This window comes from Streptomyces albiflavescens (assembly GCF_014645835.1).
Taxonomy (GTDB): domain Bacteria; phylum Actinomycetota; class Actinomycetes; order Streptomycetales; family Streptomycetaceae; genus Streptomyces; species Streptomyces albiflavescens.
On record NZ_BMMM01000004.1, the window covers coordinates 374,399 to 390,049 of the forward strand.

The following is a 15,651-nucleotide window of genomic DNA, read 5'->3' on the forward strand; positions in this document are numbered from 1 at the left end:
GCTGCTGCCGTCGACCGGTGCGACGGCCGGACAGGGATGCTGGCGTACGCCCTCGTCTGGCGTCGTTGATGTCGGCCGTGGATGTCAGAAGCCTTATGGAACACGACCGCACCAGCTGAACGAAGATATCGAACCGTCACGAGACGTTACCGAGAAGGGCTCAATACGGCGGAGGCTACGAAATTCTTCTCCTGAGCACTGAGGGGCGATAATCTACCGCTCCGGGACAGAAGGGGAGAAGGGGAATCATGGGAAAGACACTCCTTGCACTGGTACTTTTAGGCGGCCTCGGCGCTTCTTTTAGTACCGCGGCAGTACATTTCTTCCGTGCATGGCAAGCGGGTCGACGACTGAAACGTTGCGGTGCCCAAAGCACCGCAGTCTGTACACATCTGCAGATACACGACAACTCCGTCTCTCTGCATTTCACATATGAGGTGGACGGCGTCGAGTACCACGGCACATCGTCCCCCATCTCGCGCACAGCAGTCGTCCCTGGCACGGAAATCAGCGTTCTGTACGACCCGCTCTTCCCCTCAAATTCGGATGCGGCGGAGTGCATGGGGCAAGACAGCAGAGCCATCCTGTTCATCGCTCTGCTCCTAGGCCCTGTCGGCCTCGCGCTTGACCTGGTCGCGGCAGCCATCCTCATCAGCCTCACTCTGGGCTGACTCAATCCAGACCGCCCCCAACCACCCTTCACCCGGCCTGCTTATGGCCGGGTTTTTCGTTCCCATTCCCACCCCAGGAGACGTTCATGACGTCCGCATAAATACGCCGAGTTGTCCAGGAAAAAGATGACTTCACTCTCAGCCATATCAAGGTTCAACTCCGTCATCCGAGGCGCCCACAGCGTGGCCGAACGTGCCAACGCCCTGCTCAAGGTGACCTTCAAGGCTCTGCGCAGGGTCAGCCTCGACCCAAAGGCGATCACCCGGATCACCCGCGCCGTGGGACATGCCACCGCTTCGTCCGGACGTCCAAGGCTGATCGAACCGCTCCGGGACGGCACCACGCGACGCGGTGAGCGGGCGTCCCCGGGCAGGCAAGGCCGCCGTGACTACAGATCTTCCGGCAGGAGCCGGAATGCCGGGTGGCCGGTCAGGGGCCGGACCATGCGGAAGTGGCGGTCGGTGGTGAGTAGGGCGTCGGTGCGGTAGGCGGCGGCGAGGGCGACGTTCATGGCGTCGGTGAGGCCGATGCCTTGGCCGCCGTCGGCGTCCGCGTAGCCTTCGGCGACCGCGACCGCCGCGCTCAGGTGAGTGCTGACGGAGGGCACCTCGAAGCGTCGGGTTGCGACGTTACGTTCGATGAAGCGCGCCGCGATCAGGGCTTTCTGGGCTCCGGCACGGGTTGAGATCAGGTAGTCCAGTTCGGCCAGGACCATGGGGGAGACGATGAGGTGGCTGGTTGCTGCCAGGGCCTTCTTGTGTTCCTGGTGGCCGGTGAGTTTCGGGTCGAGCAGGCGGTACAGGCCGTTGGTGTCGGCGACGGCGACCAGGCTCACGCGCCCATTCCCTTGAGGGTGTTCTCGATCTCGTCGTCTGTGAGGTCGGGCAGGCCGAGGTCGGGGAGGTCAAGGTCGCCCATGGGGTCGGTCGGGTACGGGGGCACCTCGGTGTCGTTTATCGGGACGACCCGTGCGACGGGTGTGCCGTTCTTGGTGACGGTGACGGTCTCGCCGCGGGCTGCTGCGGCGAGGATCTGGGAGGACTTCTGGTTGAACTCGCGGGCCGTGGTCTCCATGTAGTACATGTTACTACGCGAGTGCGTTCCGCCGTGCGGGTGCGCACCATGGCGATCGGAGCGGTGTCACCGCTTTCTCCAGAGGGTTCTCCGGTACGCGCGGCCAGGTGTTTCTGCCGGCGCCCAACATCGCCGAAGCGGTCTGGCCAGGGCGGAAATGCCATACAAGTCGCGGCGAAACCGCGCGATACCTCACGGCGCGATCGACGTAAAGCTACCTGATGTTACTCATCGTGCCGTTCCCATTGGGTTCCCATTTGGGACAAAAGCACCCCTCCGTGACATCCGCGGAGGGGTGTTATGTCCAATTACCTGGCGCTTCGTTGTGCCTCCGGCAGGATTCGAACCTGCGACACCCGCTTCAGGAGTTCGCTCGTGGGTCACCTGGAGGCGCATCACCACACGACGGCACGGTCACGTCTGACTGCCCTGGACCGCTGGTGTTCCTCGACGTTGATGTCGGCCATGGATGTCACCGACGTCCGTTGAAGGCGTCCGCAAGAGCCTGGGATTGGCCTGGCGTGATACCGAGGGCGAGCGGTATCCGGCGGGGGCTGTTGGACGACGAACACACGGCGATCGGGTTGTCAGTAGTCACGGTCCAGCGGGGTTCACCATCTGGCTCCTGCTCGCCCAGCAGAGCTGTAGCCAACTCGTCGGCTGCATCCGAACGTATGCCACAGCGGGACAGCGCTTGCGCCACCATGGGGCGCGCTTCGCTGGGCATGTCGGCATCGCCAAGCATCGGAAGCAGGAGCAGAAGACGCTGTGACCCGTCGGTCAGGCCCTCACGCTTGTCCTGTGCGGCCTCAGCGAGAACGGTGAGCTCCGTCCAGGACAGTCCGGGGCTGGCCTCGTCAGCGCCGTACTGACCGAGGTAACCGAGTCGTCCCCACTCGGGGTGGCGGACGAAGAAGTCGACGTTGTTCAAGTCTTCGAAGTTGGCATACACGACGTAGGCGGTATGTCCACCGTCGAAAGGGACGCGCAGCACAGGCCAGGGCTCTTCAGGGTTACCGAGGCGCTCCACCATCTCCTCGTAGGCCGACGTGCCCACCCCGTAGCGTTCTGGATCCTCGCTCGGATCCCCCACGGTCAACAGGAGATGGGCGAGCCAGAACGCGGGTTCCCGCGCGAGATCCTCGCCCGCTACCAGCGCGCAGTCCTCCACGTACTCCGGGATGTGCACCGTAACAGCCATGCGCGGAGCGTACTCGGCTCGTCCGCGAGGGACTGGCGCACCGTCGCGCCGGACGTCGGGCCCGGCGGGAACGACACCGCTTCAAGTCCCGCATGCGTAAGTCGGCACCTCGCTGGTCCGCCAGTCCCCGGCGAAACACCCGACCGTGATCGTGTTACGAGCTCTCAGGTTTCTATATAGCCTGATAAAAGTGATGTAGCGAATATAAAGGATATATGCTATTGTTAAGAATTAGATTATTATTTGGGAAAGTATGTTGCGTTTGACGTCCAAAATTCGCACAACCCATTTTGGGCCAGCCCCTGAGGGGAGTGGGCAGTGGCGCAGGCAAGTCTGGACAAGACGGCCCACATGCTGGGGGTCGACATCGGCGGGACCGGTATCAAGGGAGCGCCGGTCGACCTCGAGCTCGGCAGCCTCACCGGTGAGCGGGTCCGGATCCCGACCCCGCATCCGGCGACCCCGGAGGCAGTCGCGGACGTGGTCGTGCAGGTGCTCTCCCGGATCGGCGTCCCAGGACCGGTCGGACTGACGCTCCCGGCCGTCATCCGCGGCGGCAAAGTCCAGACGACGGCCAATATCGATCCGGCCTGGATGGAGACGGACGCGGCACAGCTCTTCGCACGAGCGACCGGCCGCGACGTGCGGGTAGTGAACGACGCCGACGCGGCCGGGATCGCCGAGATGCGCTTCGGCGCAGGCAAGGGACGCAAGGGCGTCGTCGTGATGGTGACGCTCGGCACCGGTATCGGCAGCGCCATCTTCTCCGACGGGTTCCTGGTGCCCAACAGTGAGCTGGGGCACCTGCCGCTGCACCACCAGGATGCCGAGGACTGGGCCGCGGAGTCGGTGCGTGAGCACGACGACCTGTCCTGGAAGAAATGGGCGCACCGTCTGGAGACGTATCTCGAGCTCGTCCAGCGGCTGCTGTGGCCCGACCTGATTGTCATCGGCGGCGGCGTCAGCAAGAAGGCCGACAAGTTCCTGCCGCACATCCAGCTCAGGACCGAAATCGTGCCGGCGCAGCTGTTGAACGATGCGGGCATTGTCGGCGCGGCGCTCTTCGCCCCGGCCGGGAAAGCTCAACCCTAGTCTGCCGCGCTCGATATGAGCGCAGGGGCAGCACCTTCAGGGAGGCTCGCATTGAGCAACAACGACCTGGAAACCCTTTCCGTCAACACGATCCGCACGCTGTGCATGGACGCCATCCAGGCGGCCAACTCCGGCCATCCGGGGACACCGATGGGAATCGCCCCGGTCGCGTACACGCTCTGGCAACGCTTCCTGCGCTTCGACCCGGCCGACCCGATCTGGCCCAACCGCGACCGCTTCGTGCTGTCGGAAGGACACGCCTCCGCGTTGCTCTGGTCGCTGTTACACCTCACCGGCGTGCAGGCTGTCGACCCCGACTACGAGGTCCTCGGCCGACCCGCCGTGACCCTCGACGACCTCAGGACGTTCCGCCAGCTCGGCTCGCGCTGCCCCGGGCACCCGGAGTACCGGTGGACCAGCGGCGTGGAGACCACGACCGGCCCGCTCGGCCAGGGCGTTGCGACCTCGGTCGGGATGGCGATCGCCGGGCAGTGGCTCGCCGCCCGGTACAACCGCGACGACTTCACCGTCTTCGACTTCGACGTGTACGCGATGGCCGGCGACGGCTGCATGATGGAGGGGGTCTCCTCGGAGGCTGCCTCGCTCGCGGCCCACCAGCGGCTGTCGAACCTCTGCTGGATCTACGACTCCAACCGGGTGACGATCGAGGGCCACACCGACATCGCGTTCACCGAGGACGTGGCGGCCCGGTTCATCGGCTACGGCTGGAACGTCACCACCGTGGCCGACGCCAACGACCTCGAGGCCGTGGCCCGCGCGCTGCACACCTTCAAGTCCGAGAACGAGCGCCCGACGCTCATCGTGGTGCACAGCCACATCGGCTACGGGTCACCGGTCGAGGACACCCCGAAGGCGCACGGCGCGCCGTTCGGCGTGGAGGGCGTCAAGTCGACCAAGCGATTCCTCGGGATGCCGGAGGACAAGGACTTCTTCGTTCCCGACGGCGTCTACGAGCACTTCGCCGCAGGAGTCGGCGCGCGCGGTCGCGAAGCCCGGACGAGCTGGGAGGCTCGAATCGAGGCCTACCGAACCATCCATCCCGAGCTCGCCGACGAGCTGGGGCGTATCCAGCGACGTGACCTGCCGGAGGGATGGGAGTCGGCGCTGCCGACCTTCCCGGCCGACGCCAAAGGCATCGCCGGCCGTGACTCCAGCGGCCAGGTGCTCAACGCGCTTGCCCAAGCCGTGCCGTGGGTGCTTGGCGGGTCGGCGGACCTTTCCCCGTCGACCAAGACCAACCTCATGTTCTCCGGCGCCGGCGACTTCCAGGCCGATGACCGCTCGGGGCGCAACCTCCACTTCGGGATCCGCGAGCACGCCGCCACCGCGATCACGAACGGGATGGCGCTGACCAAGCTGCGCTCGTACTGGTCGGGGTTCCTGATCTTCTCGGACTACGCACGCGGCGCGATCCGGCTTTCAGCGCTGATGGAGATCCCGGTCGTGCACATCTTCACCCACGACTCGATCGGGGTCGGCGAGGACGGTCCCACCCACCAGCCGGTCGAGCAGCTCGCGTCGCTGCGCGCGATGCCGGGGCTGCTGGTGTTCCGCCCGGCCGACGCGAACGAGGTCGTCGAGACCTGGCGGGTCGTCGCCGCGCTCAGGCACGAGCCGGCGGTGCTGGTCCTTTCCCGTCAGGCACTGCCGACCCTCGACCGCTCCGAGATGGGGGCCGCATCCGGGGTGGCCAGGGGAGCCTATGTCCTGGTCGACGCGGTGGACGGCAAGCCCGACGTCATCCTGCTCGCCACCGGGTCGGAGGTGCAACTCGCGCTCGCGGCCCGTGACGAGCTCGCTGCCGAGGGCCTCGCGGCTCGCGTGGTCAGCATGCCCTGCTGGGAATTGTTCGACCGCCAGCCCAAGGAATACCGCGACTCGGTCATCCCGCCCGGGGTCAGGGCCCGGGTCGCCATCGAGCAGGCGGCGACTCTCGGCTGGGACCGTTACGTCGGCGACGGCGGCGCGGTCGTCGGCATGCACACGTTCGGGGCATCGGCGCCGCTCAAGATGCTGCTGACCAAATTCGGCTTCACTCCCGAGAAGGTCACCCAGGTTGCCCGCGAGTGCGTGGCCGCCGGTAGGGAGCAGGCGTGAACGTAACCCAGGCGCTCCATGAGCAGGGACAGAGCATCTGGCTGGACAACATCACCCGTTCGATGCTCGATACGGGCCAGATCCAGCACTACATCGACCAGTACTCGGTGACAGGGCTCACCTCCAACCCCTCGATCTTCGACAAGGCGATCGGCTCCGGTGACTACGACGACGCGATCCGCGCGAAGGCGGCGGGCGGGCGCAAGGGCGAGGAGCTGTTCTTCGAGCTGGCCATCGAGGACCTGCAGCGGGCCGCCGACCTGTTCCTGCCCATCCACGAACGCACCGACGGCGTCGACGGCTGGGTCTCGCTGGAGGTCTCGCCCCTGCTCGCCCACGACACGCAGCGAACGGTGGCGGCCGCCAAGGCGCTGCACGCCAGGGCCGACCGGCGCAACCTCTTCATCAAGATCCCCGGCACGCCCGAGGGGCTGCCGGCGATCGAGGAGGCCATCGCCTCGGGCGTTCCGGTGAACGTGACGCTGCTGTTCTCGGCAGACCACTACCGGGCCGCGGCTGACGCCTACCTGCGTGGCGTCGAGCGCCGGGTGCAGGCCGGCCACGACCCCGCTGTCGGCTCGGTCGCGTCGGTGTTCATGTCACGCTGGGACGTGGCGGTCAAGGACACCGCACCGGTCGGCCTCACCGACACCCTCGCCCTCGCCGTCGGCCTCGACGTGTACCGGACGTACCGCGAAGTGATGGGCTCGCAGCGCTTCCAGCGGCTGGAGAATGGCGGCGCGCGAATGCAGCGGCTGCTCTGGGCCAGCACGAGGACGAAGGACCCGGCCGCCTCCGACACGCTTTACGTCCACGGTCTGGCCGCGCCCTTCACGGTCAACACGATGCCCGACGACACCCTGAAAGCCTTCTTCGACCATGGCGAGATCGGAGAGACGCTGCCGTCGGACGGGGGCGAATCCGAGGCAACGCTGGCCCGCTTCGCGAGCGCGGGCGTCGACCTCAGGGCGCTTGCCGCCCAGTTGCAGAGCGAAGGCGCCACGTCCTTTGTCGCGGCCTGGAACGACCTCATGGAGCGAATCGACGTGCAGAGCGAGGCCGTGGCCTGACCTCGGCGCCGAGCGGCCGGACTGAACCCATCAGAGGAGCGAGCCATGCCATCGACCGCACTGCGCGAGCGTCCTGCGTGGAAGGCGCTCGCGGGCCATCACTCCGAGATCGCCGGGCGCCACCTGCGCGAGCTGTTCGCCGCCGATCCGGGACGCGGCGAGCGGATGACGGCCGAGGCCACCGGCCTGTACCTGGACTATTCGAAGAACCGGATCACCGACGAGACCTTAAGGCTGCTGCTCCAGCTCGCCGAGGAATCGGGACTGCGCGAGCACATCGACCGGATGTTCGCCGGCGATCGGATCAACGTCTCGGAGCACCGGCCGGTGCTGCACGTGGCGCTGCGGACGCCGAAGGAGTCCTCGCTCGTCGTCGGCGGAGTGGACGTCGTCGCGCAGGTGCACGAGGTGCTCGACCGGATGGAGGCATTCGCGGACCAGGTCCGCTCGGGCGCCTGGAAAGGCGCCACCGGCAAGCCGATCCGCAACATCATCAACGTCGGCATCGGTGGCTCCGACCTCGGACCCGTCATGGCCTACGAGGCGCTGCGCCATTACAGCCGGCGCGATCTCACGTTCAGGTTCGTGTCCAACGTCGACTCGACGGACATCGTCGAGGCGACCCGTGATCTGGCCGCCGAAGAGACGCTGTTCATCATCGCCTCGAAGACGTTCGGGACGCTGGAGACGATGACCAATGCCCGCTCCGCGCGTGAATGGGTCCTGGCGCAGCTCGGTGACGAGGCGGCGGTCGCCCGGCATTTCGTGGCGGTGTCCACGAACGCGCAACGGGTCACCGAGTTCGGCATCGACACCGCGAACATGTTCGGCTTCTGGGACTGGGTCGGCGGGCGCTACTCGATGGACTCCGCGATCGGTCTCTCGACGATGCTCGCTGTCGGCCCCGACCATTACCGCGATCTCCTCGCCGGATTCCACGCGATGGACACGCACTTCCGCACCGCGCCGTTCGAACAGAACCTGCCGGTCCTGATGGGACTGCTCGCCGTCTGGTACGGCGACTTCTTCGGCGCCCAGACCGTCGGCGTGATGCCCTACGACCAGTATCTGAAGCGCTTCCCGGCCTACCTGCAGCAGCTCACCATGGAGTCCAACGGCAAGCACGTGACGCTTGAGGGCGTGCCGGTGGACTACCAGACCGGCGCGGTGTACTGGGGGGAGCCGGGGACCAATGGGCAGCACAGCTTCTACCAGCTGATCCACCAGGGCACCAAGCTGATCCCGGTGGACCTGATCGGCTTCGGCAAGTCGCTCAACCCGCTCGGCAGCCACCACGACATCCTCTCGTCGAACGTCTTCGCCCAGGCCCAGGCGCTCGGCTTCGGCAAGACCGAGGACGAGGTGCGCGCCGAGGGGACGGCGCAGGACGTGGCGCCGCACCGGGTGATGGAGGGCAACCGCCCGACGAACGTGCTGCTGGCCGAGGTGCTCACCCCGTACCGGCTCGGCACGCTGGTCGCGCTCTACGAGCACAGCGTGTTCACCCAGGGGACGATCTGGGGGATCGACTCCTTCGACCAGTGGGGCGTCGAGCTCGGCAAGGTGCTTGCTGTCGCGATCATTCCGGAGCTCGAGAGCGCGACCGAGCCTGAGCTCGACCACGACTCGTCCACGAACGCGCTGATCCGGCACTACCGCACGCTCAAGGACTAGGAGGCACCACATGGCGACAGACAAGCCCATGCAGCTCGGGATGATCGGGCTCGGCCGGATGGGGGCGAACCTGGTGCGTCGGCTGATGCGAGACGGCCACCATTGCGTCGTGTCCGACGTCAACGCGGCCGCCGTCGCCGAACTGGCCGGCGAGGGTGCGACGGGCGCAGACTCACTCCGGGATTTCGTTGCGAAACTGGACAAGCCACGGGCTCTGTGGCTCATGCTTCCGGCTGCGATCGTCGACTCCATCCTCGACCAGCTCGAGCCGTTGCTGGAGCCCGGCGACATCCTCATCGACGGTGGCAATTCCTACTACCGCGACGACATCACGCGCGCCAAGCGTCTTGCCGACAAGTCGCTGCACTATGTCGACTGCGGGACCAGTGGTGGGGTCTGGGGGCTGGAGCGCGGCTACTGCCTGATGATCGGCGGCGAGGATGAGGTCGTGGCCCATCTCGACCCGATCTTCAAGACGATCGCTCCCGGCGAGGGCAGCGCCGAGCCGACGCCGAGCCGGACCCGGACCGACGGCACCGCCCCGCTCGGGTACCTGCACTGCGGGCCGAACGGCGCCGGGCACTTCGTGAAGATGGTCCACAACGGGGTCGAGTACGGGATGATGGCCGCGATCGCCGAGGGCCTCGCCATCATCAAGCGCGCGGACGCCGGCACAAGCCGGCAAGAGGTCGACGCGGAGACGGCGCCGCTGCGCGATCCGTGGGCCTACCAGTACGACATCGACGTCGCCGAGGTGGCCGAGGTCTGGCGGCGCGGCTCGGTCGTCGGCTCGTGGCTGGTCGACCTGATCGCCGACGCCTTCGCCAGGTCGCCCTCCCTCGACGACTTCGCCGGGCGGGTCTCCGACTCCGGGGAAGGCCGCTGGACCGTCCTCGCCGCGGTGGACGAAGGCGTCCCGGTACCGGTCATCACCACCTCGCTCTACGAGCGCTTCGAGTCCACGCAGGCCGGCGAGTTCACCGACAAGATCCTCTCGGCGATGCGCTCCGAGTTCGGCGGGCACGCCGAAAAGAAGGGCTGACCGCTGTGCACCACGAACTCGAGGTCGTCGCCGCCCGGCCGGGTCGAGGCGGCGGCGTCGCTCGGCCTCGCGGACGCGGCGGCGGTCGGCCGGGGTCCTGCTCGCGTCGGCGCCCAGCGGTCGGCAGGACCATGATGCCCGACCCTATTGCCGTGCCGGCTCCGTAAGGAGGATGAGGTGGCTTCGAACTCGTCGAACGTTCCCGCAGACGTGCTGGTCATCTTCGGGATCAGTGGCGACCTCGCTCGTAAGATGACGTTCCGCTCGCTCTATCGGCTTGAGCGGCGCAAGCTGCTGACCTGCCCGATCGTCGGTGTGGCGCGCGATGGCTGGTCCGACGACGCGCTGCGTGACCACGCCCGCGCGGCGATCGAGGCAGCGGGCGAGCCGCTGGACGAAAGCGTCTTGGCCCGGTTCGCCGCCCGGCTCAGCTATGTGCAGGGCGATTACGCCGACCCCGAGACGTTCCATCGCCTCGCCCGGGCGGTCAACGGCATGCGGCACCCGGTCTTCTATCTGGAGATCCCGCCGTCGCTGTTCGCCCGGGTGGTCGAGGGCCTGGCAGGCGTCGGGCTGACCAAGGGCGCCCGGGTTGTCGTGGAGAAACCATTCGGGCATGACCTCGCGTCGGCGCGCGCCCTCAACGCCGAGCTGCGTCAGCTCCTCGATGAGGATCAGCTGCTGAGGATCGACCATTTCCTCGGCAAAGAGCCGGCGATGGACATCCAGTTCCTGCGGTTCGCCAACTCCGTGTTCGAGCCGGTGTGGAATCGCGACCACATCTCCTGCGTGCAGATCACCATGGCCGAGGACTTCGGGGTCGAGGACCGCGGCCATTTCTACGACCCGGTCGGCGCGCTCCGCGACGTCGTGCAGAACCATCTGCTGCAGCTGCTCGCCCTGGTGGCGTCCGAGCCGCCGTCAGCCGCCGATGCGGACGCGCTCCGGGACCGCCGGGTTGATGTGTTCCGGGCGATCCCCGACGCCGACCCGGCCCACTACGTCCGCGGGCAGTACGAGGGGTACCTGCAGGTCCCCGGCGTGCGGCCGCGCTCGCGCACCGAGACCTTCGTCGGGTTGCGGCTGGAGGTCGAGAACTGGCGCTGGTCCGGGGTGCCGTTCTTCATCCGCGCCGGCAAGTCGCTCCCCGAGCGAGTGACCGAGATCCGGATCGTGTTCAAGCGCCCGCCGCGGCTTGCGTTCGCGGAGCGGTTCGTGCCCGAGCCCGACCAGTGGATCCTGCGGATCGATCCGAGCCCTGGTGTGAACTTCCGCATCCAGGCCAAGCAGCCGGGCAAACAGGACACGCAGCTGGTGGACCTCGACCTCCTCTTCGAGGCCGCGCTCGGTGAGGCACCCGAGCCGTACGAGCGCCTGCTCAGTGATGCAATGCAAGGCAACGCGAGCCTGTTCACCCGGGAGGACTCGGTGGAGGAGACGTGGCGAATCGTCCAGCCACTGCTGGAGGCGCCCAGCGACCCCGAGCGCTACCGGCAGGGGACCTGGGGACCGGCGGGAGCGAGCAAGCTCGTCGCCGGATATCCGCGATGGCACGAACCATGGCTGCCGGCGAGGTCTCCCGACTGACACAGCCGTGCCTCGGACACTGACGCTCGTGGGCAGCAGCAGAGGGATAGAGGAGTCGGCCGGATCTTCTCCGCGGCGGTCAGGGCCGCGGCGTCTCGCTGCCGTGCCGCGTACGCCGGTCCTCTACCAGGTACGCCGCTGTCCAGCGTCGTCGATGTCGACGTTGGATCTCAGGCGTTCGTCTCCCGGGCCATCGGACTCGCCGATACCGGTGCCGCTGTCACGCTGATTCTCTGACGGCATCCCGGCGCACCGTGCCACACGGTTTCCGTCGAAACGGCAATCCAAAAGAGCGGCGCTTACGTAACCAAAAGGCAGCCTACGTCTCTGGTCGGCTGGTTCCCGTGCAGCGGGGATCTTGGATGCGAGACGTACTCCTCGAACGCGCGGGGCGACGCCCACGACCGTGAAAGGGTTTGCGCAGTGCGCGTTCCTGGCTCCGGAGGCGTTCCGGATGCACGGTGAGGAAGCGCCCATGTACGACCCGAACCCCGATGACGCCCGGCGCGACCAGGTGCTGCGCGCCGCGGCGGCCTGCCCGGTCCAGGCGATCCTGGTCGACCAGCTGGAGGCGCGGCACGCACCGGCGAAGGCGTCGCCGTCATGACGAGTGCCGACAATCCGCAGGCGTTCAAGCGCGATGGCCGCATCGTGGTTGTCGGGGCGTCACTGGCGGGACTGCGGGCCGCGGAGGCTCTGCGCGACGAGGGTTTCACCGGATCGCTGACCATGATCGGTGACGAGTTGGGCGAGCCCTACGACCGGCCTCCCCTGTCCAAGCAGGTCCTGGCCGGGTGGGTGCCGGCCGGGGGCACCGCTTTGCCCCGCCGTCGTGGCATCGATGCGGAGTGGCTGCTGGGCGTGCCCGCCAGCGGGCTGGACCTCGCGACGAAGCACGTGCGACTCGCCGACGGACGCGAGGTTCCCTTCGACCGGGTGCTGATCTCTACCGGGGTACGGGCCCGGCCGTGGTTCGTCGAGTCCGAGGGGGCCCTGGACGGAGTGTTCGTCGTACGTACGCGCGAGCATGCCGAGAGCCTGCAGCGAGCCCTCGCCGCCGGGCCTTCCCGCGTTCTGATCATCGGTGCGGGATTCACCGGCTCCGAGATCGCCTCCATCTGCCGAGAGCGGGACATCCCGGTGACCGTCGCCGAACTCGGGGCGGCCCCGTTGGCCCTGGCGCTGGGTGCCGTGATCGGTGAGGTTGCGGCGGACATGCAGCGCGCTCACGGCGTCGACCTGCGTTGCGGTGTCAAGGTCACCCGGCTTGAGGGCGACGCGCAGGGACGGTTTCGCCGTGCTCACTTCGACGACGGCAGCACGATCGACGCCGATGTGGCGGTGGTGGCACTCGGGAGTATCCGCAACACCGAGTGGCTGCGGGAGTCGGGACTGGCGGCGGGCGTGTGGGGAATCACCTGCGACACGGGCTGCCGCGCCCTCGACATCAATGGCCGCGTCACCGACGACGTCTTCGCCGCGGGAGACGTGGCACGTTGCCCGAACCCGATCTACGAATACCGGCTCATCTCACTGGAGCACTGGGCCAACGCCGTGGAGCAGGCAGAGGTCGCGGCACACAACATGGTCAGCGCCCAGGCGGACCGCCGGCCCCACCTGTCCATCCCGCTGTTCTGGTCGATCCAGTTCGGCGTCAACATCAAGTCCATCGGCGTGCCGACCTTCGCCGACGAGGTGGTCGTCATCCAGGGATCGCTGGTGGACCACCGTTTCGTCACCGCATACGGCTATCGGGGCCGCGTCACGGCTGCCGTGAGCTTCAACAACGGCAAGTGGCTGGACCACTACCGACGGTTGATCGAGACGGCCGCACCTTTCCCGCCCCCCTGCCCCACGCCGGACCGGCCGACCGACATGAAACCGGTGCCCGTCGACTTCCCCGGCCCCACCCTGCTCGCTCAGGGCGCCACCGCAGTCGTCACAGGCCATGACCCGGGTGAGCGCCGTGTCACGGCCGTGCACCAGCATCGGCAGGAGGAAGGCCGGACGACCGCGACCGAGACGCCCGGCACGCTGCAACGGATCTTCGACTACTCCGCCCGGGCCGACCCTTACCCGCTGTATGCCGAGTTGCGCAAGACGCCGGTGGCCCTGCAGGAGGACGGCAGCTACGTCATCAGCACCTACCGCGAGATCACGGACATACTGAATGACCCGCATCTGAGTTCCGACGTGCGCAATCTGTCGCGTCCGATGCCCTCGGTCGAGGGAGGGGGCACGTCGTCGTTCATCCACATGGACCCGCCCGAGCACGATCGCCTGCGGCGTATGGCGATGCGTCACTTCGGCCCCCCGCACACCCCTGGGCTGGTGACCGGACTTGAAGGCTTCCTGACCGCCACCGTCGGCAGCCTGATCGACGGTTTCGCGGGCAAGGAGCAGATCGACGTCGTCGACGATTTCGCCTTCCCGTTCCCCGTCACCGTGATCTGTCACTTGCTCGGCGTGCCACGCGAGGACGAGCCGAGGTTCCACCTCTGGGTGAACGACATCATGAACTCGGTCGACTACAACCCCAAGACCGACCCGAAGGAGAAACTGGACAAGGGGGTACAGGCCCGCAAGGACTTGCGCCAGTGCCTCGGCGGGCTGGTGGAGCAGCGCCACGGCCGGCCGGGCGACGATCTGTTGAGCCGACTGGCCAACGATGACGGGCCCGACGGTCGGATGGCCGACGCCGAAATCGTCGCCACCGCCAAACTGCTGCTCATCGCCGGCCACGAGACCATCATCAACCTCATCGCCAACGGCATGCTGACGCTGCTGCGCCACCCGCAGGTGCTGCAGCGGCTGCGCGACGAACCGGACCTGGTCGTGCCGCTGGTCGAGGAACTGCTGCGCTACGAGCCCCCCGTGCAGATCATTCCGTGGCGGGCGGCGTACAGCGACATCGCCGTCGGCGACACCGTCATCCCCAAGGGTTCGCAGATCATGCTCATGTTGGCCTCAGGCAGCCGCGATCCGAAGCGCTTCCACGATCCCGACCGCTTCGACCCGGATCGTCGTGACAACCAGCACCTGGGGTTCGGCAGCGCTGTCCACCTGTGCTTCGGCGGCCCGCTGGCCCGGCGGGAAACCCAGATCGCGCTGACCGAGCTGGTACGCCGGCTCGACCGCCCCAGGCTGGTCGCCGACCCGCCGCCGTACCGGCCCAGCCCCGTTCTTCGGGGTCCGATCCATCTGGACATCGAGCAGGGTGACGGTTGACGCGGCAGCCGAGGGCAGACTTGACCGCACAGGGTGCTGTCCGGTGGGTGTGCAGCTTCCCAGCCGCCACCGACAACGCGGCCCAGATGATCTCTTGACGAGACGATCACCTCACGTTGTGAGTGGTTCGATCGCTGCGCGTTCTCGTCGGCTGAGAGCCAAGGGTGCGACAGAAAGCCCGTGTTGGCACATCCTCCTGGTGATATCACTGAGGTGATTGCGCCCATGAAGATCTCTGACCAGGATTTCGTGCCCTGATGGGAGGCCGCAGTGGCACACAAGGACAATCATCGGCGCACCCGGTGCGGCAACCCCCTGAGCCGGTACAACGCTGACGAACGATGCGCCGCGTGCGCCCGAGTTGCGGGTAACGAGTACCCGGCGGCGCTGACCCTTCCGGATCACGTGTGGCGGAACCCGCAGGCAGGAGGAGCACGGACCGTGAGCCCTGAGCGGCTATGGATGTGGGCGATCGCCCTACGCAAGCGAGAACACCGCTGGCTTGCCAAGCGCGTCAAGCAACTCAACTCGTTCCTCTACCACAACTCACTTGCCGCTGGCGGAGACGTCAGCCCCGACGTGTATCTCGGGCACCACGGGCTCGGGACGGTCATCCACGACAACGTGACGATCGGCCGGCGGGTACGTATCTGGCAGAACGTCACGCTGTCAGTTCGTGCCCCCGCGGGATCACCGCACCGCATCATCATCGGAGACGATGTCATGATCGGGGCAAACGCCGTCGTGATCACCCCGTTCGAGAAGAGCCTCCACGTAGGACAAGGAGCGAACATCGGAGCCGGAGCTGTCGTAACTCATGATGTTCCTGCTGGGGCCACAGTTGTCGGCGTACCCGCCCAGGTTGTGCGAGAAAAGACGACCTAGCCTGTCCG

General features: G+C 67.0%; 13 protein-coding genes, 1 tRNA gene and 2 pseudogenes. 12 read left to right on the top strand and 4 right to left on the bottom strand.

Going from position 1 to position 15,651, the window contains the following annotated elements; all coding sequences use genetic code 11:
• Nucleotides 1–248 precede the first annotated feature (248 nt).
• Together IEY95_RS14045 and IEY95_RS14050 are read left to right on the top strand one after the other, a co-directional pair.
• Nucleotides 249–671, top strand: coding sequence for a DUF3592 domain-containing protein (locus IEY95_RS14045; RefSeq protein ID WP_189186318.1), 423 nt, complete (start codon nucleotides 249–251; stop codon nucleotides 669–671).
• Between the two features lie 153 nt (nucleotides 672–824).
• Nucleotides 825–950, top strand: a pseudogene (locus IEY95_RS14050) (IS5/IS1182 family transposase); the annotation flags it as partial.
• Between the two features lie 110 nt (nucleotides 951–1,060).
• On the opposite strand, the gene IEY95_RS14055 reads toward IEY95_RS14050, so the two are convergent.
• The 4 genes from IEY95_RS14055 to IEY95_RS14070 form a co-directional block, all read right to left on the bottom strand.
• A complete protein-coding gene (locus tag IEY95_RS14055) occupies nucleotides 1,061–1,507 on the bottom strand; it encodes a PIN domain-containing protein (protein ID WP_189186319.1) in 447 nt (148 codons plus the stop codon).
• A complete protein-coding gene (locus tag IEY95_RS14060; protein ID WP_189186320.1) occupies nucleotides 1,504–1,746 on the bottom strand; it encodes a type II toxin-antitoxin system Phd/YefM family antitoxin in 243 nt (80 codons plus the stop codon). The genes IEY95_RS14055 and IEY95_RS14060 overlap by 4 nt, the downstream gene beginning before the upstream one ends.
• A 326-nt stretch (nucleotides 1,747–2,072) precedes the next feature.
• Nucleotides 2,073–2,138, bottom strand: a tRNA-Phe gene (locus IEY95_RS14065).
• A gap of 80 nt (nucleotides 2,139–2,218) precedes the next feature.
• The gene (locus tag IEY95_RS14070; RefSeq protein WP_189186321.1) at nucleotides 2,219–2,947 is read right to left on the bottom strand and encodes a hypothetical protein; all 729 of its coding nucleotides are present in this window, start codon (nucleotides 2,945–2,947) and stop codon (nucleotides 2,219–2,221) included.
• A 351-nt stretch (nucleotides 2,948–3,298) separates the two neighbouring features.
• Here IEY95_RS14070 and ppgK point away from each other — a divergent pair, with 351 nt between their 5' ends.
• The 10 genes and pseudogenes from ppgK to IEY95_RS14115 all read left to right on the top strand — a co-directional run bounded on the left by ppgK (nucleotide 3,299) and on the right by IEY95_RS14115 (nucleotide 15,643).
• On the top strand, nucleotides 3,299–4,039 hold the full coding sequence (gene ppgK, locus IEY95_RS14075; protein WP_189186508.1) for a polyphosphate--glucose phosphotransferase: 741 nt from the start codon (nucleotides 3,299–3,301) through the stop codon (nucleotides 4,037–4,039).
• 51 nt (nucleotides 4,040–4,090) lie between these two features.
• On the top strand, nucleotides 4,091–6,157 hold the full coding sequence (gene tkt, locus IEY95_RS14080; protein WP_229702901.1) for a transketolase: 2,067 nt from the start codon (nucleotides 4,091–4,093) through the stop codon (nucleotides 6,155–6,157).
• The gene (gene tal / locus IEY95_RS14085; RefSeq protein WP_189186323.1) at nucleotides 6,154–7,227 is read left to right on the top strand and encodes a transaldolase; all 1,074 of its coding nucleotides are present in this window, start codon (nucleotides 6,154–6,156) and stop codon (nucleotides 7,225–7,227) included. The genes tkt and tal overlap by 4 nt, the downstream gene beginning before the upstream one ends.
• A 45-nt stretch (nucleotides 7,228–7,272) precedes the next feature.
• Nucleotides 7,273–8,901, top strand: coding sequence for a glucose-6-phosphate isomerase (gene pgi / locus IEY95_RS14090; protein ID WP_189186324.1), 1,629 nt, complete (start codon nucleotides 7,273–7,275; stop codon nucleotides 8,899–8,901).
• A gap of 10 nt (nucleotides 8,902–8,911) precedes the next feature.
• Nucleotides 8,912–9,943, top strand: coding sequence for a phosphogluconate dehydrogenase (NAD(+)-dependent, decarboxylating) (gene gnd / locus IEY95_RS14095; protein WP_373294468.1), 1,032 nt, complete (start codon nucleotides 8,912–8,914; stop codon nucleotides 9,941–9,943).
• Nucleotides 9,944–10,120: 177 nt separating this feature from the next.
• The gene (zwf, locus tag IEY95_RS14100) at nucleotides 10,121–11,530 is read left to right on the top strand and encodes a glucose-6-phosphate dehydrogenase (RefSeq protein WP_189186325.1); all 1,410 of its coding nucleotides are present in this window, start codon (nucleotides 10,121–10,123) and stop codon (nucleotides 11,528–11,530) included.
• 406 nt (nucleotides 11,531–11,936) lie between these two features.
• Nucleotides 11,937–12,137, top strand: a complete 201-nt coding sequence (locus tag IEY95_RS14105) for a ferredoxin (RefSeq protein WP_229702903.1) — start codon at nucleotides 11,937–11,939, stop codon at nucleotides 12,135–12,137.
• Nucleotides 12,134–13,504 (top strand): annotated as a pseudogene (locus IEY95_RS14110) (NAD(P)/FAD-dependent oxidoreductase); the annotation flags it as partial. The gene IEY95_RS14105 and the pseudogene IEY95_RS14110, both read left to right, overlap by 4 nt.
• 132 nt (nucleotides 13,505–13,636) lie before the next feature.
• A complete protein-coding gene (locus IEY95_RS48925; protein ID WP_373294470.1) occupies nucleotides 13,637–14,758 on the top strand; it encodes a cytochrome P450 in 1,122 nt (373 codons plus the stop codon).
• A gap of 441 nt (nucleotides 14,759–15,199) precedes the next feature.
• Nucleotides 15,200–15,643 (top strand): serine O-acetyltransferase, encoded by a 444-nt coding sequence (locus tag IEY95_RS14115; protein WP_229702905.1) that lies wholly within the window; start codon nucleotides 15,200–15,202, stop codon nucleotides 15,641–15,643.
• Nucleotides 15,644–15,651: the final 8 nt, after the last annotated feature.